The 22,927-nt window shown below is 57.1% G+C and carries 24 protein-coding genes; 14 read left to right on the top strand and 10 right to left on the bottom strand.

From position 1 onward, the window contains the following. Positions 1 to 3: 3 nt before the first annotated feature. From GGI60_RS28825 to traI, 4 genes are read right to left on the bottom strand one after another with little or no spacing between them, the layout of a single operon-like run. Positions 4 to 303 (bottom strand): conjugal transfer protein TrbD, encoded by a 300-nt coding sequence (locus GGI60_RS28825; protein ID WP_183934959.1) that lies wholly within the window; start codon positions 301 to 303, stop codon positions 4 to 6. After that, positions 296 to 679 (bottom strand): TrbC/VirB2 family protein, encoded by a 384-nt coding sequence (locus GGI60_RS28820; RefSeq protein WP_183934958.1) that lies wholly within the window; start codon positions 677 to 679, stop codon positions 296 to 298. The genes GGI60_RS28825 and GGI60_RS28820 overlap by 8 nt, the downstream gene beginning before the upstream one ends. Further along, the gene (gene trbB, locus GGI60_RS28815; RefSeq protein WP_183934957.1) at positions 669 to 1,646 is read right to left on the bottom strand and encodes a P-type conjugative transfer ATPase TrbB; all 978 of its coding nucleotides are present in this window, start codon (positions 1,644 to 1,646) and stop codon (positions 669 to 671) included. Before trbB ends, GGI60_RS28820 begins: the two co-directional genes overlap by 11 nt. A gap of 10 nt (positions 1,647 to 1,656) precedes the next feature. After that, a complete protein-coding gene (gene traI, locus GGI60_RS28810; protein WP_183934956.1) occupies positions 1,657 to 2,274 on the bottom strand; it encodes an acyl-homoserine-lactone synthase TraI in 618 nt (205 codons plus the stop codon). 390 nt (positions 2,275 to 2,664) lie between these two features. Between traI and repA the strand changes: the two genes are divergently transcribed. From repA to repC, 3 genes are all read left to right on the top strand, one after another. Further along, the gene (gene repA / locus GGI60_RS28805) at positions 2,665 to 3,873 is read left to right on the top strand and encodes a plasmid partitioning protein RepA (protein ID WP_409527285.1); all 1,209 of its coding nucleotides are present in this window, start codon (positions 2,665 to 2,667) and stop codon (positions 3,871 to 3,873) included. Positions 3,874 to 3,966: 93 nt separating this feature from the next. After that, positions 3,967 to 4,974, top strand: a complete 1,008-nt coding sequence (repB, locus tag GGI60_RS28800; protein ID WP_183934955.1) for a plasmid partitioning protein RepB — start codon at positions 3,967 to 3,969, stop codon at positions 4,972 to 4,974. 167 nt (positions 4,975 to 5,141) lie between these two features. Further along, complete coding sequence (gene repC, locus GGI60_RS28795) at positions 5,142 to 6,353, top strand: plasmid replication protein RepC (RefSeq protein ID WP_183934954.1); 1,212 nt, start codon at positions 5,142 to 5,144, stop codon at positions 6,351 to 6,353. Positions 6,354 to 6,506: 153 nt separating this feature from the next. Here repC and GGI60_RS28790 read toward each other — a convergent pair whose 3' ends face one another. Next, the gene (locus GGI60_RS28790; RefSeq protein ID WP_183934953.1) at positions 6,507 to 7,280 is read right to left on the bottom strand and encodes a DUF3800 domain-containing protein; all 774 of its coding nucleotides are present in this window, start codon (positions 7,278 to 7,280) and stop codon (positions 6,507 to 6,509) included. Positions 7,281 to 7,363: 83 nt separating this feature from the next. Here GGI60_RS28790 and GGI60_RS28785 point away from each other — a divergent pair, with 83 nt between their 5' ends. After that, positions 7,364 to 8,398: a hypothetical protein gene (locus tag GGI60_RS28785; protein ID WP_246720513.1), complete on the top strand. Its 1,035-nt coding sequence runs from the start codon at positions 7,364 to 7,366 to the stop codon at positions 8,396 to 8,398. Between the two features lie 168 nt (positions 8,399 to 8,566). Here GGI60_RS28785 and GGI60_RS28780 read toward each other — a convergent pair whose 3' ends face one another. Next, a complete protein-coding gene (locus GGI60_RS28780) occupies positions 8,567 to 10,261 on the bottom strand; it encodes a hypothetical protein (protein ID WP_183934951.1) in 1,695 nt (564 codons plus the stop codon). Positions 10,262 to 10,559: 298 nt separating this feature from the next. On the opposite strand from GGI60_RS28780, the gene GGI60_RS32270 reads away from it, so the two are divergent. Further along, a complete protein-coding gene (locus GGI60_RS32270) occupies positions 10,560 to 12,296 on the top strand; it encodes an ATP-dependent endonuclease (protein WP_183934950.1) in 1,737 nt (578 codons plus the stop codon). A gap of 94 nt (positions 12,297 to 12,390) precedes the next feature. Here the strand turns inward: GGI60_RS32270 and GGI60_RS28770 are convergent, their stop codons facing one another. Further along, entirely contained in the window at positions 12,391 to 13,548 is a 1,158-nt protein-coding gene (locus GGI60_RS28770; protein WP_183934949.1) for a site-specific integrase, read from the bottom strand. A 198-nt stretch (positions 13,549 to 13,746) separates the two neighbouring features. Between GGI60_RS28770 and GGI60_RS28765 the strand changes: the two genes are divergently transcribed. The 3 genes from GGI60_RS28765 to GGI60_RS28755 all read left to right on the top strand — a co-directional run bounded on the left by GGI60_RS28765 (position 13,747) and on the right by GGI60_RS28755 (position 16,988). Beyond that, a complete protein-coding gene (locus GGI60_RS28765; RefSeq protein WP_312863479.1) occupies positions 13,747 to 14,880 on the top strand; it encodes an RHE_PE00001 family protein in 1,134 nt (377 codons plus the stop codon). Positions 14,881 to 15,063: 183 nt separating this feature from the next. Then, on the top strand, positions 15,064 to 15,954 hold the full coding sequence (locus GGI60_RS28760; protein WP_183934947.1) for a DarT ssDNA thymidine ADP-ribosyltransferase family protein: 891 nt from the start codon (positions 15,064 to 15,066) through the stop codon (positions 15,952 to 15,954). Then, positions 15,954 to 16,988: a macro domain-containing protein gene (locus GGI60_RS28755; RefSeq protein WP_183934946.1), complete on the top strand. Its 1,035-nt coding sequence runs from the start codon at positions 15,954 to 15,956 to the stop codon at positions 16,986 to 16,988. Before GGI60_RS28760 ends, GGI60_RS28755 begins: the two co-directional genes overlap by 1 nt. Positions 16,989 to 17,090: 102 nt before the next feature. On the opposite strand, the gene GGI60_RS28750 is transcribed toward GGI60_RS28755, so the two are convergent. The 3 genes from GGI60_RS28750 to GGI60_RS28740 are packed head-to-tail and all read right to left on the bottom strand — an operon-like array spanning position 17,091 to position 18,906. Continuing rightward, positions 17,091 to 17,690, bottom strand: coding sequence for a hypothetical protein (locus tag GGI60_RS28750; protein ID WP_183934945.1), 600 nt, complete (start codon positions 17,688 to 17,690; stop codon positions 17,091 to 17,093). After that, positions 17,687 to 18,589 carry an ImmA/IrrE family metallo-endopeptidase gene (locus tag GGI60_RS28745; RefSeq protein ID WP_183934944.1) on the bottom strand — a complete coding sequence of 301 codons (903 nt, stop codon included), beginning with the start codon at positions 18,587 to 18,589 and terminating at the stop codon, positions 17,687 to 17,689. The genes GGI60_RS28750 and GGI60_RS28745 overlap by 4 nt, the downstream gene beginning before the upstream one ends. Further along, positions 18,586 to 18,906: a helix-turn-helix domain-containing protein gene (locus GGI60_RS28740; protein WP_183934943.1), complete on the bottom strand. Its 321-nt coding sequence runs from the start codon at positions 18,904 to 18,906 to the stop codon at positions 18,586 to 18,588. Before GGI60_RS28740 ends, GGI60_RS28745 begins: the two co-directional genes overlap by 4 nt. 97 nt (positions 18,907 to 19,003) lie before the next feature. On the opposite strand from GGI60_RS28740, the gene GGI60_RS28735 reads away from it, so the two are divergent. The 6 genes from GGI60_RS28735 to GGI60_RS28710 are packed head-to-tail and all read left to right on the top strand — an operon-like array spanning position 19,004 to position 22,799. Beyond that, entirely contained in the window at positions 19,004 to 19,273 is a 270-nt protein-coding gene (locus tag GGI60_RS28735; RefSeq protein ID WP_312865364.1) for a DUF2188 domain-containing protein, read from the top strand. 37 nt (positions 19,274 to 19,310) lie between these two features. Next, the gene (locus tag GGI60_RS28730; RefSeq protein WP_183934978.1) at positions 19,311 to 20,201 is read left to right on the top strand and encodes an AAA family ATPase; all 891 of its coding nucleotides are present in this window, start codon (positions 19,311 to 19,313) and stop codon (positions 20,199 to 20,201) included. Next, a complete protein-coding gene (locus GGI60_RS28725; protein ID WP_183934941.1) occupies positions 20,198 to 20,665 on the top strand; it encodes a hypothetical protein in 468 nt (155 codons plus the stop codon). Before GGI60_RS28730 ends, GGI60_RS28725 begins: the two co-directional genes overlap by 4 nt. Then, on the top strand, positions 20,662 to 21,159 hold the full coding sequence (locus GGI60_RS28720) for an HORMA domain containing protein (protein ID WP_183934940.1): 498 nt from the start codon (positions 20,662 to 20,664) through the stop codon (positions 21,157 to 21,159). The genes GGI60_RS28725 and GGI60_RS28720 overlap by 4 nt, the downstream gene beginning before the upstream one ends. Continuing rightward, complete coding sequence (locus GGI60_RS28715; RefSeq protein ID WP_183934939.1) at positions 21,159 to 22,061, top strand: CBASS oligonucleotide cyclase; 903 nt, start codon at positions 21,159 to 21,161, stop codon at positions 22,059 to 22,061. Before GGI60_RS28720 ends, GGI60_RS28715 begins: the two co-directional genes overlap by 1 nt. A 15-nt stretch (positions 22,062 to 22,076) precedes the next feature. Then, positions 22,077 to 22,799, top strand: coding sequence for a DUF6602 domain-containing protein (locus GGI60_RS28710; RefSeq protein WP_183934938.1), 723 nt, complete (start codon positions 22,077 to 22,079; stop codon positions 22,797 to 22,799). Positions 22,800 to 22,927: the final 128 nt, after the last annotated feature.

The raw sequence follows: 22,927 nt of genomic DNA, 5'->3' as shown, positions 1-22,927 counted from the left end.
TCCTCAATACCGACGCCACGGCGAGGAGGTCGCCTTGTAGTAATGCTTGTAGGAGATATGGCGAACATAGACCTGTCGCATCAACGGGTCCGCCTTTGCCATCATTCTCAAAAGCCCGACGATGACGATCCAGACGGCAGCGCCAAACAGGGCGGAATAGACTGTCAGCACCACGAAAATGAGGATGACGGCAGCAAGACCCGTGAGCAGCACCAGTTCCCGGTCCGCGCCCATCAGAAGGTTCGGTCGCGACAGCGCGCGGTGGATGCGGTTGCGTTGAAGCCCGGACAGGAACTCAGCCATGAGCCCCCTCCCCTTCTTCAGTTTGACTGACAGAGGTGGTCTGCTCGTCGGGCAGTCCGATCGAGGCTCCGGTAGCGCCAAACAAGCCGACGATGTTGGTCGCGCCAAGCAGGATGCCAGCGACAAGGACGATATACATGAGCCGCCGCGCGAAATCGTTCAGCTCGCCGCCGAAAATCAGCATGCCGCCGGCGATTGCTACCGCTGCAAGAGCAATGGCACCCGCGACCGGACCGGTGATCGACTCCTGGATTTGCTGCAGCGGTCCTTCCCAGGGAAGACCGCCGCCGGAACTGGCGAGCGCCGGCGCGACCGAGGCGAGGACGATGGGTGCCGCGAGGAGGGCGACGGCGATGACGGCGTTCTTACGCGACATGGCGCGCCTCCTGTTCTTCCGTGAGCTGGTCGGATTCGACTTCATATTGGCCGCCCGCGAAGCGCTCGACCTGGATGACGTCGCGAACGCGCCGCCCGCGTGGCGTCCGCTCTATCGAGACGATGAGATCGACCGCTTCCCCGATCACCTCGTGCATCGGCTGCTGGCTGGCTTCTGCGGTCAGTTGGTCGAGACGGCGGAGCGCCGACATCGCGGTGTTCGAGTGGATCGTTGCCACTCCCCCCGGATGACCGGTGTTCCATGCCTTGAGCAATGTGAGGGCGGCGCCGTCGCGAACCTCTCCGACCACAATCCTGTCGGGACGGAGTCGCATGGTGCTCTTCAGCAAGCGCGCCATGTCGACCGTATCGCTGGTGTGGAGAAGCACGGCGTTCTCGGCCGAGCACTGAATTTCGGCCGTGTCCTCAAGGATGACAAGCCGATCTTCCGGCGCGGATTTGACGATCTCATCGATGACGGCATTTGCGAGCGTCGTTTTGCCGGAACCGGTTCCCCCGGAAATGATGATGTTGAGCCTCGAGGAGATCGCACTACGGACGGTCGCCGCCTGGTTTTCCGACATCACGCCGGAACGCACGTAGTCATCGAGCGGGATTAAGCGCGAGGCTCGACGGCGGATCGTGAAGGCTGGTTTGGCGACCACAGGCGGCAGCAGGCCTTCAAATCGGTGACCGCCGATCGGCAATTCCCCTGAGATGATTGGCTGCTCGGTGTCCACTTCGGACTGGAGGGCATGTGCCACCGTTCCGATTACCATTTCCGCGGCGGCCGAGGACATTTCACCCGCCGGCGCCACACCGTGGCCGAGCCGCTCGATGAAGAGCTTTCCGTCGGGATTGAGCATGATCTCGACGACGGTCGAGTCGTCCAAGGCGACGCAGAGCTGGTCGCCGAGGGCCTCCTGAAGCTTGCGGACAAGTCGGGGATGGGAGCGAAGCTGGTTCACGGCTGTTTCCTTACGCTGCTTTACTGACGGAGCTGAGTTCGGATCGATAATCAGAGGGTCGCAGCCGTAGGAACGTGTCGGCATTCACGGGGAGGATTCCCGCGACGGCCGTGGTCACTCCGATTTTCTTGGGCTCCGCCAACCGCCGTAGTGGCCAACCGACACGCGCAAGGATTCGTTCGAACCTCAGATCGGTGACCGTGACGATTTCCCTGTAGCCGTTCGTCATGCACCACTCGATGATGCCTGCGAACATGGTCAGCGTCGCCTGATGAACGGAGCCCCCTCCTTCTTGCAGGGTCGTGTCGACGCAAAAGCGAGAACTCTCGATCATGAAGTGATGCGCGCCGAGTCCCTCGCTCGGAAGAAGCGAAGGAAAGATGTCCGTCACCATGGTCGGGCCGAGTGCCGGGAGCAGTCTCGCGCAGCCGGCTACGGCGCCACTGTTGGAAATTGCGAGAATGTAGGTCGGCGCAAGAGCGTCAAAGGCGTCCGACTCTTGACCGTTGATAACGTCAACCTCCCAGCGGAGACGCTCGGAGAAAACGCGTGCACGTAGCTGATGATGATTGTGAAGAAGCCGAGTTTCGTAAACATTTCGCGGTGTGGAAATCGCGAGAACCTGCATGAATTTCTCCGTCGATATTGGTCGGCGGGAAATCAGCACGGAACGGATTCGGACGGTAGTTGTAGGATCCTACAAGGTCGTTTGACCTGAGTCGTGGCACTCATTGACCTTGAATGGAAGTGAAACGCTCCGAATTGCGAATTGGACGGATAGCTTCACCTTGTAGGATTCACAGTAGAACGCATCGTGATCAAAGTTTGCGACCTTCTCGCCAATGACTTGAAGTTGCTGGATAAAGCCGTCTGGCGACCGGTATGTGTTGCGAGCAGGAGCGGCCTCGTTGAGGTTTTGTTAACCCTATTTCTCTTGCGAGACTCGCAGAATCGTGCGTTATCATGAGACGGAAATAGCGCGTCTGACGCCAACAAACCGTCTGAAACCGAGGCCAAAGTGAACGTGATTGACAGACAAATCGATCTGGCATCGACTTCCGCACACATCACGCAGCGCGCGGAAGCGCTATCCGCCAGGTTGCGGGCTGTAGGAGAGCGAGCTTTTCCTCCGATGGCTCAAAAATCGCTGCGGTCCTTTACCTCTGGAGAAGTTGCCGAAATCGTTGGCGTTTCGGATGGCTATTTGCGGCAGCTGTCGCTTGATGGCCTAGGTCCATCACCGGATCTCGGAAACGCCGGGCGGCGCTCCTACTCGTTGGAACAGATCAACGAGCTTCGCCAATACCTAGCTGGAGCAAGACCCAAAGAAGCGAGCAGATTTTGGCCGCGGCGACGCCATGGTGAAAAGCTTCAGGTCATAACAGTTGCCAATTTCAAGGGCGGTTCCGCAAAGACGACGACGTCGGTTTACCTTGCTCAAGGCCTTGCTTTGCAGGGATATCGAGTTTTGGCGATTGACCTTGATCCCCAGGCGTCTCTCTCTGCCATGTTCGGATATCAGCCCGAATTCGATGTGGCGGAAAATACTACGCTCTACGGTGCACTCCGGTATGACGACCAGCGGGTGCCTATGAAGAAGATCGTCCGGCCCACCTATTTTACCGGGATTAGCATTGTTCCCGGAAACCTCGAACTCATGGAGTTCGAGCACCAGACGCCGCGCTACATGTTGCAGAATCGTGGCCGTCCGGAGGATTTGTTTTTCCGTCGCGTCGCTGGTGCGATCAGCCAAGTCGAGAACGATTTCGACGTTGTCGTCGTCGACTGCCCTCCGCAGCTCGGTTTTTTGACAATGGGAGCGTTGAATGCAGCGACCGGAATGATCGTCACCGTTCACCCGCAAATGGTGGATGTCGCCTCCATGAGCCAGTTTCTCCTCATGACCTCCGACCTTGTCTCGGTCATTGAAGAGGCAGGTGGTCGGCTCGACTACGATTTTCTGAGATTTCTCGTGACGAGACACGATCCGCGTGACGTTCCTGAGCAGGAGATCGTTGGGTTGCTGCGCGACGTTTTCGCTGGAGACGTGATGGCCGCAGCCGCTTGGAAATCGACAGCCATCGCGAACGCCGGGCTGACGAAGCAGTCACTCTACGAGCTTTCGCGAGGCGCGGTCGGTCGGACGACGTATGATCGAGCGATGGAATCGATCAACGCGGTGAACCAGGAAGTGATTGAATTGATCAACAAGGTTTGGGGCCGATGAAAGCGGACGGTTCGCAAACAAATCAGAAACTTAACGTGTTGTCAGCTGACTACATCATAGCGCTGAATCAGCTGTTCGGTTAGGGATGTAACGATGAGCAAACGCACACAGTCCATCCGTTCCCTCTTCGCAGGCGGAGGCGATCACGTCGCTTCTGAAGAGTCGAGGCAACCGGTGCAGCGAGTGGCGTCGGGTGCTGTTCGTTCTTTGAAAGACACCTTTTCCGAGGTGGAGAGAGACTACGAAGAGCTTAAGCAACAGGTGGCGAACGGGGCCGTTCCGGTTGATCTCGACCCGGCGTTAATCGATCCCTCCCCCTTCGCCGACCGGTTCGCGGATCATGACATAGCGGCGGTCGAGGCGCTGAAGACCTCGATCAAGGACCATGGGCAAGAGATTCCGGTCCTTGTTCGTCCGCATCCATCGGCCCCGGGTCGATACCAGATTGCATATGGACATCGTCGGGTTCGCGCCACAACCGAACTCGGTTTTAGGGTGAGGGCCTATGTCCGCGAGTTAGACGACAATCGCCTCGTAGTCGCTCAGGGCATCGAGAACTCGGCTCGGGAAGATCTTACGTTCATCGAGCGCGCCTCGTTTGCTTTGAAACTCGAGGACGGAGGCTTCCAACGATCGCTCATCCAGACGGCACTGTCCGTTGACCGGCAGGAGGCACACAAGCTCATTGGTGTCGCTCGCTCAGTTCCACGGTGGCTAATCGATTCGATTGGCCGTGCGCCGAAAATCGGGAGACCAAGGTGGCAAGAACTAGCCGATCTCTTGAAGGTCGACGGCGCGGAAAAGAAGGCTCTCAAAGCAACTGAGGACAAATCATTTGCCCACAAGGATTCGGACGGTCGTTTCCTGGCGGTTCTGAGAGCGGCCAAGCTAGATGATGTGAAGGCGTCCTCTGCATCCCTGCCCCACTTGGTCGCCAAGTCGTCTGACGGGCATGAAATCGCAACGCTCGCCGTCGGGGGCAAGCACTGCAAAATCGAAATTAACCGAGATCGGGACGAGGCTTTTGCCAGGTTTATTATGGAGCAGCTTCCCGCGCTATACGCGGACTTCAGGAAAGAAAATCCGCCATCTGAAGGATAAGTGAGGATAGGAACAGCAAAAGAAAAAGGCCCCCAAACGTCGCCGTCGTGGAAGCCTCTCTCAATGGTCTAAGCAGCCTGAGAATCGCATTTCCATGAATCGCAGTCAAGAGTCTTTGGCACCGTTTTGGTGAGCGGACTTCTTTTGCCTATTGGAAGGTGAAGGAAATGCAGAGTGGAAATGTGACGACGCCCTTCGGGCGGCGGCCGATAACGCTTGCCTTGGTGACAGCGCAGTTCAAATCCGCAGACATCAGGCGAGGAAAGTCGGCGGACAAGTGGAAGATCTATCGCGATGCTTGCGACGCTCGATCGCTGCTGGGCTTGCGCGATCGAGCGCTTGCGGTGCTCAACGCGCTTGTATCGTTCTACCCAGAAACAGAGCTCAAGGAGGAATCGAATCTTGTCGTCTTTCCGTCCAATGCCCAACTCATGGCACGGGCAAACGGTATCGCCGGCACGACGCTGCGCGAGAACCTGGCCCTCTTGGTCGATGCTGGCCTCATCCAGCGGAACGACAGCCCGAATGGCAAGCGCTATGCACGAAAAGGCTCTGACGGATCTATCGAGACGGCCTTTGGCTTCAGTCTTGCACCGCTTCTTGCCCGCTCAGAAGAACTTGCGGTCATGGCTCAGCAGGTTGCAGAGGCCAATCGTCAGCTCAAGATTGTCAAAGAGCGCATCACAATAGCTCGACGGGATATCCGGAAATTGATCTCCGCGGCGATGGAGGATGACGTTCCCGGAGATTGGGCCAAGGTTGAAGAGTTCTATGTCGAAGCCGTGTCGCGGCTGCGCCGGGCAAAAGCCGCAGCGGAATTGGTCGTAATCCTCGACGAACTCGAGATGCTGAGAGAAGAAGTGATCAATCTGCTGGAAAATCACATCAATCTTCAAGAATCCGACACCAATGGTAACGAGTTCCGTCAGCACATACAGAATTCAAATACCGAATCCAGTAATGAATTTGAACCTAGCTCTAGAAACGAGCAGGGCGCAAAGCCGAGCCAAAATATTGGGCGCAAAGCCGAGCCGATAAAGTCGTTCCCACTTGGGATGGTTCTGAGAGCGTGCCCAGGGATTTCCATGTACGGCCCCGGCGGGTCAATCGGTGGCTGGCGGGAACTCATGACGGCAGCCGTCGTGGTCCGATCTATGTTGGGCGTGAGCCCTTCGGCCTACCAGGACGCCTGCGAGGCAATGGGGCCAGAAAATGCTGCAGCGACGATGGCCGCGATATTGGAGCGGGCAGGGCACATTACATCGGCCGGCGGATATCTTCGGGATCTGACATCAAGGGCGAGAAGAGGTGAATTTTCGCTCGGCCCGATGCTAATGGCGCTGCTCAAAGTGAATTCTGGCAGGGCGATGCGGGCGTGAAATGGCGCACCGGTCGCGCTACCTTATCGTATATAGAGAGAGCACAAGGACGTAGTCAGCTGACAACAGACTAAGGTATTGATTCTAAACAATTCCGCCGAAAGCTTTCGGGAAAGGCAGGGAACAACGGTATGCGGCCAATGCTCACCAGAGTCAGATCGCGTCCGGAATTGACATTCGTAGCGTCTTCAGAACGTTTTCCGAAGCTTGCCGGAGCTCTTCATCTGTCCAGATTTTAACGGAATAGGGCATTGAAAGCGCCTCGCCCAACATCAAGGCTTCGGCGGTTTGCGAGCGGTCTACTTGACGAGAGGCATTGAACGCGTCTCGTCGCAAAAGCCAAGCCAGCATATCGGCAGCTTGTAGGCCTGGGCAGTTATCGTCGCTCATGAATTTTGGAGTGGCAATATTGAGGCCCGGGAAATCACCGGCGGCCAGACGAGAGAACTCCTCCATTCCTTCAAGGATCCTGGAGGTCGATTCGCCACCTTGTTCATCGAACGTTATCTCGAGGTTTTTGTTGAAGTGACGTTTGAACATGTGCTGATGGATCTGCGTCAGCAGTCCATAGAATGCCATGTTGTAGACCCTTAGCGACGGGTATTCAGGAAACTGCTTGGGTGCGAACCAATGCTCGTGGCTATCGAGGTGAATCGAGACAGCAAAAGCATGCTCGACATGCTGGGTAATACAATCGATCAGTTGCACGAAAACACTGCCTCGCACGAGGGGGCTCTTTACCCCAGAAGAATAACCTAGCCGCCATACATCCGCGGCATGAAAACTGGTCATCCCGTGCTTGGCCAAAATCTCATTCCAGCTGGTATCCAAGACCTGCCACTTCTCCTTCGAGGCAAGATATCCTCCGAGAACAAGAACCGGTGACTGATCCGATTTTCCGCTGTCGTCGATGAAAATCTGGATCATAGTGTTTCCGGATGGTTGGTCCCTTGCAGGAACGATGAAGGGAGTGAAGATTGATGTGATTACTTGTTGCGATGGATATCAGAATGCCTCTTCTGTTTTGCAATATATCTTGGATGAAACATTACGCTGGACGAGACCCCAGGGATCCTCCCAAGGGCGGAGGCGGCTTTCCGAGAAAGCAGGGCTATTGCGGGGAGGAGCTCAACTTCGTTCCTTGTGACGACGGATACGTCTACGGTCACTTCGAGACAATCAAAGGCGAAATCGACCGTAAGGTCGCCATCGAGAAATTGGGAGTGAGCCGGACGGATGACTACGTCGACGACGTCGACATAGTCTGGACTGCCCCCGTGGAAGGCAACGACCCACGATGCGTCATTGGCTGGTATCGACACGCTCGCCTTTATCGCAAGCGGCAGTTCTTCAACGGGGTATACCCCTCCGAGCAGCACGAGCGAGACGAGATGGACAATTTTCGATGCAGGACACGCATCGAGAACGCGTACTTACTCGACCCGAAAGACAGAGAGAGTGCACTGATGCTCGATCGTGGACCGGGGTGGAGCGGGCAAGCAAGCTGGTGGTACGCAGAGGATACGGAAGACCCTGAGGCCAGGCGATTTGTCCGTTCAATCCGAGAGCTCCTCGACGGGCGGCAGGAGACACCGGCGCACAACCCGAACAAACGCAGAAGCAAAAAGAGGGCAGGGGCAGCGACGGCAGAGGGTTACCGGCGCTACGTGAGAGCGCACGAGGCTGTTATCAGCCCACGGCATAACGACCTGCACAAGAGGTTCGAGTCTTATCTTCGCAAACGTCACCCGTCCGTAACTTTCCCAGCGACGTTTTGCGACGATCTGCGTTACGACGATGGGAGGGGCGGTGTCGTCATGGTGGAGATCAAACCGACAGAAGCGGCTACGGTAAGGTACGCAATCCGTACAGCAATGGGCCAGCTGTTGGACTATGAACAACACCAGCAATGGACCGGTAGAAAACTGATCGTTGTGGAAACTCCGGTAACTGGGGCCGACGATCGAGCCTTGGCTTTGGGAAACGGGTTCGGTTTGGCATGGCCGGAGGAAGACCTCGGATTTCAGGTCATTTGGCCAACTTAAATTTCAAAGTTCTTCCCTTATTAGCACTCAAGTCGCTCGATAGAACGATCCTCTGCTTTGGGTCGCTACCTCGTTGGGAGAGATCACCCAACTGCGTCGCCCAAGCCTCCCTGGCCGAGTGATGTGCTGACGCGAAGCGGTGGGGGCGCGGACCCGCCTGCTGCGGGTTCAGCGGCGCAACAATGCGGCCCGGGCGCGACCGATCTCGGGGTAGTCGAGGTCGAGAAGCGGGATGGTGATCTTGGTTCCGAAAACGTCGAGCGTTTCTTCCCGCCAGGATTTGAAGCATTTACCGGTAATATCGCTCATCGTCTTCATTGCGCGGTGGGGGAGGGTCGCAAGATCGAAGGCGTCCTCGGCCGAGACATCGTTCACGATGCTTTGTAGCAGTTGCAGATTGAGAGCTCCGCGCCCCTGCATCGCCTCCCAGGCACGCACGGTTCCAAATGAGGAGCGTGACAGGACCGCCGAGGACCATCGAACATTCTCGGCATCCACCTTGAAAGTCGTGCGGATCATTTCATCCTTTTCGGCCGGCGCAAGTTTCTCGAACGCCTGCAATTGCTCGATGGCTTTCAGTGTATTGGTTTCCAGCTGCCGCGTCATACGGGCGCCATTTGCAGGAATTGCCGCCTTTGCTTGGACCTGAACGGCCGAGTTGGTCTTGGGGCAATAACCGACGATGTCGATTTCGCGACCGGCCCAGATCACGTTGGTCTTAATTTCGACGCCAGGCAGGGCTTCGAATATGGGACGAGCATGTACCAGTAAAGAGGGTTCTAGCTCGCCGGACACCAGCTCGTCGAACTGCTTTCGGTCAACCTGATTGAGGACGTAGAGGATGTTGCGCTCCGGCGTCATGAGCTGTAGCGCGCGGGGCGACAACAGAAACGAGTCGCCAAGGACCTGGATCGGCGCGAGATACCCCTCGCCTGAGATCGTCGCTCCCGCCACCGCGGGCTCCTGGAAGTATCTGAGGATCTTGTCCACCCGGTCGCGCGGCACTCCGGCAATTTGGTCGGTCACCCCGAGCACCATTCTCGAGACGTGAAGCGGTGCTAGCCATTCTAGGCACTCCTTGGCAAAATAAGTATGCCGCTCACCCTTCTCCTGCATGGCACCGGCTTCTGCGGCATTCGCCATGCCGAGACACCATGTCCCATAAGCCATCAGCGCCGCCCGGACGCGTTTAAACTCCTCATGGGTGAAGCCGAGTACGCGCTCATAGGCTTCAGCACCGATAAAGATGTCCTCATAGACATTCTTCAAGTGAAACTTATAGGCGTCCCGCAGAGCTCCGATGAAATCGCCATCCAAACGCGGCCACGTCTCGATCATGCGCAGATAAGGTGCCGGATTGAAGGGGAAGTGTTTTTCCATGGCCGTCAGGGCAAGCTCGCTGGCGATCACGTCTAAAGCTTCATAATGTGCAGCGTCCTTATTTGGGTAAGACAACCGGAAGCCATCCGCCGTCTGCTCGATCCTAAACGCGCCACGATGGGCAAACGGCATCAGCTCGCAAAAATGTGCGTAGATCAGGGCTTGCCTGATCTCCGCGTGCATTTCGGGTGTTACGGCGTCCAACGCGTTTTGGAGGTCACGGCCAAGTTCTGCAGTAGCCGTACTTAAATATGGGCGCCAATATGTTAGGCGCGCCAGCATGGTGGCGCCCTTCTCCCCATCCGGCTTGCGATCTGCCTTGAACCGCCCGCCGCTAAAAGCGACTTCGGCGCCGAGGATCACACTCGAGTAAATCGATCGAAATGGCAGTCCCCATATTGAGAGCGCCCCCATCAACTTATCGGCCTCGGCCTCGAAGGAGGTCAGCGCTTGGTATGCGGCTTTTTGTATCTTTTGGGGCATTGCGGCGGTCTCGGTTTCGTCCTTGGTGGGAGCTGCAGTTGCCGTGATCTAATGGCGTCGCCCGAACCAGTTCGTAATCCAGGCCATGCCCCTGGGGAACAAACGGGCGCTGGGGTGCTGGATTGGTAGTCGCCGCGTGACAAAGGTGCGATCAACAGGCGGGTAAACCAAAATTCAGCAAGGTTCTTTCTGAAGATTGGCTTTCCTGAAATGGCAAGATTTGTACAGGGTTTAGCTAGGGAACACATGCTACAGCTCGATTACACGGACCACACAAAGTGAGGAAGACCCGGTCTGAGTGCAAAACGACAAAAAAGGGGAACTAATGCATACTGACGAGGGGACTTTCGAGCCGCATTTTATCACCCGATTTCGGTTTTGGGGGATAAGAGCTCTGAACTGGAGCGAAAAGTCGCTGCGAGAACCGTTACCGCAGATTTATCATGCCGATAACGTCGGTTGCGCACCGTGGCTTTTTCCGCGGCGGATCAACATCGTTATCGGCCCCAATGGCGGAGGCAAGACGACGGTATTGGATTTGATCCGTGCTTTGCGTTGCGCGAAGCTTTGGCCGAGTCTTCCGCGAGAGAACGCACCCGGCGATGCCTTTTCAGGATTTCGGTTTGAGGGCGGTGATTGGGCTCTTCAGGCCGAATTTCGGGCATCACCCACGCGGGATGCGACGAGAGCAAGTCAGGAACGACTCCTCTCTGTTGCTCCGGGTCAGGAACACGAGCCACATCATCGTTCGCAAAAGGCGACAATGCCGCTTGGGCGCGCCCTGAGGGGTTCCCTGATCGATCCAGCACCGCGCTGGAAGAAAACGATTGAGGAGACGATAGCGGCAGCGAAGATCCCAGCAATTGAGTATTGTGAGCCTGCCGGAAACTGGCCCGAACGGGATACCCCTGACTTTCTTGACATTCTAAATGAATTTTGGCCGAGCCTCCACGGGATTGCGAGGGTCGAAATTCCTGGCGCGGAGATCAATGCTCCGCCGTTCAGCCCAGATGAAGAAGCGGCCGGGAACGTCCACCTCGTGTTGACAGACGACCGCGGCCAGCCCTCGGTGCTCCGGGTCGAGTATCTTCCGCTTGGTTGGCGCCAGTTCGCCTACGTGATCTCCTTCATGCGTCGCGCCGCCCAACAATCGATTGTTGTTCTGGATGAGCCAGACCGAGTGCTCCATCCTCGCCTCCAACGCCTCCTTCTTGACGAGGTCGCGAAGATCGCGAGGGATCGGCATCAACAGGTGTTTATATCTACGCACTCTCCATCGCTAATCAATCCGTCCGTCACCGAGCCGATTGACGCGGTCGTTTTTCGCGCGGTCGGTGCCCGGGTATCATTACTGGCAGATCGGCGTGACGTCCTTGACGACCTCGGTGTCAGTTCCGCGGATCTTGCGCAGGCCAACGGCGTGATCTGGGTGGAAGGACCGTCCGACCGGATTTATATCAACCGCTGGCTCCAGCTCTATGCTCAAAACGAGGGTTTTGCTCCTTGGATTGAAGGTATCAATTATCAGGTCGCGTTTTACGGCGGCGCCTTGTTGAAATACCTGACTCTTGAGGATCAAGATCAGGAGGGCAGCAACCTGGTATCCATCCGTTCTCTGAATCGAAAATTCTTTATTGTGATGGATCGCGATAAAGACAACTTCGATGAGGTTGTCGACGAGGAGCAGACTTCAAAACACCGTTTGCTCGTTGAAGCTAAAGCCCTCGCTGGAGGAGAGAGATCTACGGGAGTTTTATCACCCTCGGTTTGGATTACTGAGAAATATACCATCGAAGACTATCTACCTATGAGCTTCGAAAAGTGGATCAAAAAGGTGGACGGGAAAACGGAAATTGTTGGAAGAAAGATTGTGCTTGCAGATCGATTTCGGTCGGCGCAACTGCCGTGGCATCAAAGTTTCCGTATGCCTTCGGATCTGCCCATTTGTATCGAGCGGCTGTTTCGCGAAATTGCAAGCTGGCAATTTACCAATAGCGAACCCGACTTGTACAAAGCCGGTCCGAGAAATGTCTAAACCTGTCGTGGGCACCAAGAGTAAAAATTTAGCAAGATTCGGAATTTAACTCGACCGCTACAGCCCGATGGTCGAGAATGCTACGATATCGCCATCATAGCAAATTTGCCGCCCGTCCGCTGCGGCGCGCTGCGCTATTGTAGTAGCTCGATGCTTGCTGCACGGATCGGTGGCGCGATTGCTCCATTGCCTCGGGGAGTGGAATGCCACGGTTGGCTGCCTCGGTAAGGTATCCGGACCGCAACCCATGTGCCGAAAACTCCCCCACCTCCAGCCCAGCCATTCTCACCCGCTGCTTGACGATATCGTTGACCGCCTTCGGATCGAGCGCGCGCCTGGAAACATGGCCCCAGCGATCGATCCCCCGAAACACACTGCCGCCGTCGATCTTCGCCGCCGCCAGCCACGCATTCAGCGCCTCTACCGGCCGGCCGGTGAGATAAACGTTTTCGTCCTGGCCGGCGCCGGAATTCTTGGTGCGGCCGAGATGGATGGACAATGAGGGGAGGGGGCTGCGGTCCTCGCCGGCAATTGGCGGCTCGATCGTCAGTTGCTCCTTGCGCAGGCCGGCGACTTCGCTGCGCCGGCGGCCGCCGGAGGCAAAGGCGACCATCAGGATGGCGCGATCGCGCAGATCGCGCAGGCTGTCGTTGCCGCAGGTCGCCAGCAGCTTGGCCAGCACGTCGCCGGTCACGGCCTTTGCGCTCTTGCGGCGGCGTGGCCGCGGCACGGCGCGGACCGCGAGGCGCAGCGCTGATCGGAGGGCAGGGGAGGAGAAGGCGCCGTCGAGACCGCGCCATTTGGTCAACGTCGACCAGTTGGCGAGCCGTCGTCCCACAGTCGCCGGCGCATGCGGCCCCGACGTTCTCAGGACACCGCCCGCTCGCAACGCCTGCTCGACTTCGGCCGGCATGCCGTGCTCGGGATCGGCCTCTCGCCGTGCTGGATCCCACAGATGATGGGCGACGAACTTCAGCAGCAGCGCTTCCGGTGCTGGCCAGGGCAGCGAGCTGCCGGTCGCCGCCAGGCACCAGGCTTCGAGATAGCTGAGGTCGGAGGTCAGCGCCCTGAGTGTATTGTCGCCCATGCCCTCGTTGACCAGATGTTTGAGCGTCTCGACATCCTGGTCGGAAAGAATCTCGGCGAGTTTGTCGCGCCGGTCGATCGGCAGCACGGCGGCGATGGTGTCGAGGGCTTCGGCCCGCCGGGCGATGGCGTCAGGTGCTGATTTTTTCGGGGCGATGATGTCCACGGGAGCTCCTGAAGCGGCGAAATCCGGCTGCCGGAACTGCGTCGGCGGCCGTCCATTGCTCCGTTTTCACTGATTTGCGGGCTTCTGGCAATCACTTCCGATAAGCGATACTTATCGGAAGTGAGACGCCTAGCCAGCAATAATGCCCACTAGCGAACCTTAAGATGCATATAGAGTTCCTATAAAAAGTCGTTTACCATAAAATCAATGGCTTACGATCTCGCGAAAATCAGCATGACCGCCCTGATGGAGCCGGCATTCCGCGCTGGCATCGAACTGGCGCGCCTCGACGAGCGCATCGCCCGCTCACCGGTCGGCGCCGGCTGGATTGAACGCACGCAATACGCCGATGCGTGTGCCTCGCTGTGGATCGACGGCGAACTTGTTCACCTCGAAGACCTCGTTCTCCATGACGACACCCGCGATATTCGCACACCCACCCATGAACTGACAATCGCCCGCGACGTGCTGCGCACCCGTCGGCGGATTGTGGGGCAAGCGCCCTCCTGGGCATTATCAGTCGACGGCGTTTGCACGCTCAGGCAAACCTCGGACGTGACATCGGACAGCGCCGATGATGCTGAGAGGGGCGCAGCCGCTAAGCGGCCTGTCGCTGTTGAGCCGAAAGGGGAGGGGGAAGACGGTGACGCGGGCGAAGATCTCCCGGGTGTCGACTATGCCGCCATCGACGCGGTGCTTGCCCGATCCGAGGCGGCGATCGAGAACGCAACGCGGCGCGGCCGGGCTCCCGACAAGGATCCGCTGGTTTATGATCTCGATTGGAACGAGGACGCGCGGCTGGGCGAATGGCGCAACGTGTTGCGGCAGGCCAATGATCTCCCGGCGGTGCTGCAGGCGATTGTCGCCCTCGATGCCTGGAACGAGATTGCGGTGCTGCAGCATGCGCCCTGGCTCGGCCGGCTGTTTGCCGCTTCGATCCTGCGCCAGGCCGGTGTCACCACTGCCGCACATCTCGTAGCCATCAATCTCGGCCTCAAAACCATTCCCGTCAATCGGCGCCGGCATCGCGATCGCGAAACCCGGCTGCTCGCCATCGCCCACGGTTTTTTGGCGGCCGCCGAGATCGGCCTGAAGGAGCATGACCGTCTGGCGCTGGCGAAAACGATGATGGACCGAAAACTGTTGGGCCGGCGGGCCTCGTCAAGACTGCCGGAGCTGGTCGAGCTGGTGATGGCGAAACCGCTGGTGTCGGCTAAAACGGTCGTAAAGACGCTGGGCGTCACGCCGCAGGCGGCGCGGCGCATCGTTTTGGAGCTCGGCCTCAGAGAGATGACGGGGAGGGGGAGGTTTAGGGCGTGGGGGTTGGTGTAATGTTTGCTTCACAGCCTTGGAGCCTTCTGGCGACAGGAACACTACGGGCACGATAGTAAGTTCACCTCACCCATGGAGGCGGCGACAATACTAACCTTCGCAGCATCACCCTGCAGGATGCTTACTTAAGTGCGCATGCAATTCCAATATAAAACACGGCACACTTCGAGTTCAGAATCGAACTTGAACTGCGAGAATAGCGCTCAAACGGTTGGATCTATTGGCGCGGGAAATTCTATTTTCGAGCTAACTCTCATTAGACAAAATGTTAGTTTTCTCTTGCTCGACGCCTTTACATCGCCTTGTGTTGACGAGAATTCCGCGCTATCCGCTCGTCCTGTGATTGTCTCGGATAGTGCGATGCCGGCTCCTCGTTTTATTTTTCGAATGACTCATTATTTGGATTGTGCTCGTTTCTTTGCGGACAGGCAGATCAGGTCAAAGAATCATGGTCAGTCGCAACTCTGCCACCAGACTTCCTATGCCAGCATCGTCAATCGTCGCGGCACAGAGTTTCGAACTCCGTGCGATCGAGCGATCAATGACCATGTCGCATTTTACTTCTCGCCACTGACATCGATGGCTTACACAATCCACATGGGTAACGTTGACCTTGTCGATCCTAACGGTGTCGTGCGCGGCAAGGCCACTATGGACGATCGCGTGTTTTTCGTGGCGGGTGTAAACAAGTTTGTGAACAGCCAGCTGCCATTTTGGTTTAGCGACACCGCTTGCAATTCGCAGTCACCGCCGCCGCGCTTCGAAGCGGACGTTTCGAAGATCGAAACTCATGTAGACTGGAGCCTTTTCGACGACGGCTCCTATGCCGCTGGCATTCCGGAGATTGGATACACTGGAGTTACGAGATATTTCGCGAACCGGGACGATCCGCCTCGATATCAGGACCGCGCGCGAAAGCGGATGGCGGAGTTCTTGGTACGCGACGCCATACCTCTGTCCATGTTCGACTGTATCATCACAAAAACTGACTGGATAAAAGCTCAGGTTGAAAGCATGATGCATGCTGCGGGTGTCGATTTGCCAGTCTTGGCGAAACGTGGGTGTTATTTCTGATGGCTGTGACTTTCAAGCAAGGCGACATGTTCGCAGAGCCGGCCGACGCGATCGTGAACACGGTCAATTGCGTCGGGGTCATGGGTAAGGGGGTTGCGCTCGAGTTCAAGAGGCGGTGGCCCGGGAATTTCGACGAGTATAAGAGGCTTTGCGACCGGAAGATCCTCCGACCGGGTAAAGTGTTCGTATACCAGAATACGGATATGCTCGATCAGGACAATTGGAAATTTCTTGTCAATTTCCCCACGAAGGATCATTGGCGGGGGAAATCACAGATCGGTTTTATCGACAAGGGATTGGACGATTTCCTTGCGCAGGTTGCGAAGCTGGGTATTAGAAGCGTGGTTCTTCCACCGCTCGGCTGCGGAAATGGCGGCCTTGAGTGGAAGGAAGTGAAACCTCTTCTCGTCAGAAAGCTTTCTCCTGTCGATGGAGTTGAATTCTTGGTGTTCGAGCCCTCGGAGAAGGGCAAGGCCAGTGGGAGTGTGAATATGGAAATGAACTTCGAACGGGCGGTTTTGATCAAATCGTTCGGTGATCTCACAGACTATTTTGGCGGAAGTCTTACGAGAATCGTCATGCAAAAGATTGTCTACTTCCTACAGGCGATGGGAGTGGACTACCGGATGGCGTTTGCCCGCAATGAGTTTGGTCCATATTCCGATGACCTTAGGACAGTCTTTTCGGCGATGGAGAAGAAGAATGTCCTGAAGGGTTTCAGCTCCGACACGCGGGAGACGACTGTCGTTCCTGAGGCTTACAAATTGGCCGACGAGTTTCTGCAGGGTGACGAGCGCCACCGTGCGGAGGAAGTCATCAAGCGGGCGAGCCTCCTCTTTGAAGGCTACGAAAGCCCTTATGGGATGGAACTACTTTCGTCGGTGCATTTCCTTGCCGATCACGAGAAAATCTCGGATGTGGATGGCATCCAGAAGGCATTGAGTGGTTGGAATCCGCAAAAGGGCGAAAAATTCAGCTCGGACATCATCGGTATCGCATATAGCAGGCTCCGCGAAGATCGAATGATCCACTAGCTGTTTGCGGGGAGATCCGGAACAATTGAAAGGGGACGCGATATCTGTCGCGTCCCCCTTCGTCGTTGCAAGCCGGGGCGGGTGATAACTCGCGGTCCTCTATCAGATCATGCCACTTCGTTTGAGCTCGTCCCCAAGCGTTTCTTCCACGACCTTGCGGGCGTCGAAGGCCGACAAGCCGGATGCCATCAACTCTCGGAACCGGTCCCGAACCCGAATATGATCTTGAGGATGTCTTCGCAGAGCTTCGGGCAACACGATCCCTCCGCGAAATGCCTCATTACCACTGCCATCGCGGCTCACCCGCCACTCGATGAGGGGATCGGGAATGAACTGGAACTGTTTGGCTACCGGCACCAGCTGCGGCGTCATGCAAAGCCATTCGCCGTCAATCTGCACGACGGAGTGCAGGATCAGGTCGGAGCCGTAGACGAGCCAGCCGGTGACGTGACGGCTGGTGCCATCGGGATCGTTGGCCTCTTGATTGGCACAGTTCGCGTGGCAGTGATAGGGAGCCATGTCGGCGGCGAGCAAGGCGTCCACGGGTGGGCGCGTCACGACGACACGCGGAAGAGCGAGAACTTCCGCGAGAGTGTCGGCTTCCCAATCGCTCGCAGGAAACGCCATCCCTTCGATGTTCCTCTGGGCGAGTTCACCCAGCTCCTTCTTGCGAGCTTCCGTGATCGTCGTTCCGTCGTTCAAACGCTTTCCTCGCTCAATTCGGAAGTGCCTTCGCCGAGACGTTGATCGCTATTGTATGGCCGGCGGCCCCCGCCGACCGATGGATAGATCAGCAGGGAGAGCGTCATCTCGTGATATTCTGCGAACAGGACGGACTCGAAAACCGGCTCGAATTCGTTCCACACACCCGGAGGATGCTGGATTTCCGTAATGTCGGCGGTCGGCCCTAGCACAGCAAGAGAATCGTCTGGCATTGGCGTGGTTATCTGTCTGGCTCTGAAAAACACGCCTGACGAATAGAGCGTTTCGCTGCCCCACGACCAGTCGATGAAGCCGTCTCTACCAACCACGAGCATTGCCCGCGTCTTTGTCGTTTTGAGCCAGTTCAGAACGGCTGCGGTAAGCGAGATGTCATAGCGGTCGCGAAGGACCTCGAAGTCCTGCAGGCTCGGTTTCCTGAAGTCTTTGGTTTGATCGCGGAAATCGTCGGGCGGCATAAGCACGAATGCGGCGAAACTGTTGGCCTCGACCTCCATCCGGGCATAGTCGCTACCCCAGGCCCACATTTCCTTCCGAGAGCAATAGAACGGCTCACCGCTTAGATGTCGGTGTGCGAGGTAATGCCCGAATTCATGGGCCAGTGTGAAGTTCACACGACCTTTTGACAAGTGACCGGTGTCATAGATTATTGCCCACTCGTCTTTCGATTCGTTCGGAACCAGCGCCCCTTCGAACTTACCTTTGAAGTCCTGTCCCTTGATCATGGTGATCGGGTCACGTGGAAAGTGCTGCTTGCTGTAATCCTCGGCGAACTCTCCGATCCTGATCGGGAACCTTGGTAGACCGAGGAGTTTCTTACCTTCCCTGACATACAGGGAAACCCGCGACGCCCACCCCTGCCACGTCAAAGGCTGTTTCATTTCTTACGGCTCCAAACGTCGATCATGTCCATCACCCGGCCTTTTGTCTCGGCGTCGAGGGTGTTGAATTTGCGGAAGAAGACCTCTTTGACTTGGGCGTCGTCGAAAGTGGCGTTGTCGTCGATCAGATAGTCGGTGGTCACGTCCAGAACGCGAGCGATGTCGATGAGCTTTTCGGCTGACGGTTTGCGGTCGGGGCGATTCTCCAGTTCCCAAAGATAGCTCTTGCTGGCCCCGCTCTGCTTGGCGAGCTCGTCGAGCGAGTACTTCTTTTGTCGCCGTAGTTCCTTGAGCTTTTCACCGAGTGTGGAGGGCATGGTTAACAAAATTCCAATGTAGGTTGAAGCATTTAGCTTTGTTCGGTGTATATCGAACGAATTTGTCATTGACAAGGCGCAAGCGATCACGTTCGATATGTCGAACGAAATCGTAGCTAAGGAGTGTTCCATGCCGACGAAGGGTCCCGAAACTCATCATGTCGTTCCAGCACCCTCCGGCGGCTGGGATGTCAAGCGTGGCGGTGGCCAGCGCGCAACGAGCCATCATAGCACGAAACGCGACGCTGTCAGTGCGGCGAGGGAAGTCAGCCGGAATCAAGGTACGGAACTGCGCATCCGTAATCTCGACGGCCGTATCGCGAGCAGTGATAGCCACGGCCGCGATCCCAATCCTCCCCGCGGCTGAGGAGCGCGACGCCATGAACCAGAGAGAGACCGTCACAATGAACGAGCTGCCCAAGGGCATCCACCAGATCACCCAGGTGCCGAATGACGCTCTCGGCAATCTCTGGAAATCCATCATCATGGACGAGCAGACAAAGAACCGTCTGCTGTCACAGGCTGTGCTGAACTTCACGCTCCGCCAGAAGGTGGCGCGTTCGGTCATCCCCTTGCATGGCGTCATCATGCTGACCGGGCTTCCGGGCACGGGGAAGACCTCGCTTGCGAAAGGGCTCGCGCACCGTATCGCCGAGGCTTTTAACAGCAAAGCGTTCAAGCTTGTCGAAGTCGAACCGCACTCGCTCGCTAGCGCTGCACACGGTAAGACCCAGCGGGCTGTCACCGACCTTTTCGGACAGGCGATTTCGGAAGCGGCGCAATCCGGCCCCATCATCGTCTTGCTGGATGAAGTCGAAACCTTGGCAGCAGATCGCGGCAAGCTCAGCTTGGAGGCTAATCCGGTCGATGTTCATCGCGCGACGGATGCCGTGCTGGTTCAGCTCGACGCGCTTGCGGAAAAGCACCCAAACATCCTCTTTGTCGCCACCAGCAACTTCCCTAAGGCCGTTGACGAGGCATTTCTGTCCCGTTGCGATCTGATCATCGAAGTGCCGCTACCCGACAAGGACGCCTGCCTTCGCATTCTGCGCGATTGCCTCGGCGGATTGTCGAGAGTCTATCCGGAGATGCGTCGGCTCTTGGAAGCCAAAGGATTGGACGAGTGCGCCCAGGCCTGTGTCGGTCTCGACGGCCGCGCGATCCGCAAGATGGTGGCCAACGCACTTGCCTCGGACACGGCGACCGCCATGGACCCGGGCAGTGTAACGATGGCGAAGATCATCGAAGCGGCCAAGACTGCTCGCAAAGTCCGCCTCAAGGAGAATCGCGCATGAGCACCTACGCCCGCTCCTTCCGCAGTACGCCGCATCGGGACGCGATAGATACGTGGCAAGCTATCGTCGATCTTTTGACGCAGGGGAAAACCGGTGCCAACCGCAACGAACTTCTGGCCATAGCGGGCACGGCGGCGAGCATGATCGCTGATCAGGCTACCAACGACGCAGCGATCGTCGTTACATGCGATGGCCCGCGCACGCGCATCTACTGCCTGTACGACGATGACGCGATCGATGGATCGGATGCCAAGGAAGACACCCTTGGATACGACCCTCTGAAGGGCGACTGGTCGATTTCGCTTCCGTGCCTCGCGGACGATCTCGATTGGGTCATCAGTTCCCTCAAGAAACACAGTTCCCGGATCACCGCGCGCGATAGCGCAGAGAGCACCGGCAGCGAAACCGCAAAGGCGGACGCCCAAGCGTTCGTGATCGATCCGAAAGGGTTTCTCGGCTCATGACAACAGTTGCCGTCAACACCTATACACATTCGGTCACTTATGTGGCCGACAACATCCTCAAGAGCCTCAAGGACATCATCCGCCTCAGCGGTCTCGATCCCGCCGAGCTCGCGAACAGCTGGGAAAGCAAAATGCGGGCCCTGAAAACCTGGCTTGGTACCCAGGACTTGGAGCGGGTTGTTCTCGAGGTTTACAACAAGAGGACCGGCGCGCTTATCGTCCGCTGGGATATCGATATCGTCTACAGCTGGAACGGCGGCGGCGGCTTCTGGACCGACACTGACCAGCTCAAATATCACATCCGCAAAGCAGGCGTTGCGCCATCCGACGCGTCCTACGACATTCTTATGAAGACGAAGCCTGGTCGGCCCGACGTTCCGGGCTGGAGCATTGGCGCATATCGTTCGACAGACGGTTTCGTTCGCCACAGCCTCGGCTCGACGATCGAGCACAGTGGTCTGGGCGGGAGCGCTGCATATTGGAGAAAGAACTGATGCTGACCACTGACGAAGCCTTCCGCAAGTTCAAGTCCCGGCTCGAGTTGAACGACCGCGAGCAGCAGAACGCATCGACCCGTCAGAATGAGGTCCGCGATTATCTCGTCACCAAGTTCGCGATTGCCAACAGTTTCCTGACGGGGTCCTACAAGCGGCATACCAAAACCAAGCCATTGAAGGACATCGATATTTTCTTCGTTCTCAAAGACAGCGAGAAGGATTACAGGGACAAGGCTCCGTCGGTCGTCATCGACGATTTCCATAAGGCTCTCGTCGATAAATACGGCGAAAAGGCCGTCCGTAAACAGGCTCGCTCAGCGAACGTCGACTTTGGTGTCGTCGTCGACGCCGAGGACAACACGGATTACCGCATCCTCAGCGTTGATGTCGTGCCCGCCTTTGCATCGGGCGACGATTACGAAATTCCCGACACCGACAATGGAAAGTGGATCAAGACCAATCCGAAAATCCACGCCGAGAAGGCGACCGCAGCGCATCAGGCCTTTTCAAACGAATGGAAGGGTCTCGTTCGGATGGTCAAATACTGGAACAACAACCCTCGTCACGGATCGGACAAGCCCGTCAAGCCGTCGTTCCTGATCGAGGTCATGGCGCTTCAGTGCCTATACGGCGGATGGCAGGGCCGTTTCGACTACGAGATCGAGGGGCTATTCTCGACGCTTGCAGACCGCGTCTTCGACACATGGGCCGATCCGGCCGGCCTGGGTCCGCCGATCAGCGAGGGCATGGACGCGACGCGAAAACAGCGCGCCCGTGATCTCCTTCTAGCCGCCAGCCGCGATGCCAGAAGCGCGATCAACCTCGCCAAGCAAGGACGCAACGGTGATGCGCTCAAGGCATGGCGAACGTTGTTTGGACCTAAATTCCCGCTCTCATAATCCGAGGTAATCGACATGTCCGGATGGTCTCTGGCACAGCTTCTTTCATCGCTTCACGACGACATCCAGCAGAAGCTGGCGACCGCCCGTGCAAGTTTTCACCATTCGGGAACGAAAGGCGACGCGAGCGAGAACATCTGGATCAGCCTTCTCGAGAAGTACCTGCCGGAGCGATACCGCGTTGCCAAGGCCTTTGTCGTCGACAGCCTTGGCACGTTCAGCGATCAGATAGACGTTGTGGTTTTCGACCGCCAGTATTCGCCATTCATCTTTAATTACGAAGGCCAGACCATAATCCCGGCCGAAAGCGTTTATGCCGTCTTCGAAGCCAAGCAGACAGCAGACGCGCAGCTTGTTCGCTACGCGCAGGACAAGGTGGCGACCGTTAGAAAGCTGCATCGTACGAGCTTGCCGATTCCACACGCCGGAGGCGTCTATCCGCCCAAGCCTCTCATCCCCATTATTGGCGGCATCCTGACTTTTGAGAGTGAGTGGACGCCAGCGATGGGTATGTCGCTGGAGAAGGTCTTGCTCGCCGGCGACGGAGGCCGCCGCTTGAACATGGGCTGTATCGCATCCCATGGGCACTTCATATGGCAAGACAATACGAATTACGACTTCGTCCCAGAGAGTAAGCCGGCGACCGCGTTCCTGTTCAAGCTGATCTCGCGCCTTCAGTTCAGCGGCACGGTTCCGATGATCGACATTGACGCCTATGGAGAATGGCTGACGAAGTGAAGTTACGCATGCTTCAACACCAGTCGAACGTCACTGCGTGACACCGGGCATGTCTGACGCGATTTAAAAATGGAAGCTTTGGATTGACGCAGCGCTGGACGCAAACCCGAAAACATCAGGATTTCAGT

Origin of the sequence: Rhizobium lentis (assembly GCF_014200175.1) — a bacterium.
Taxonomy (GTDB): Bacteria; Pseudomonadota; Alphaproteobacteria; order Rhizobiales; family Rhizobiaceae; genus Rhizobium; species Rhizobium mulingense.
The sequence above is the reverse complement of the archived record's forward strand: the minus strand, read 5'-3'. Positions and strand labels throughout refer to the sequence as shown.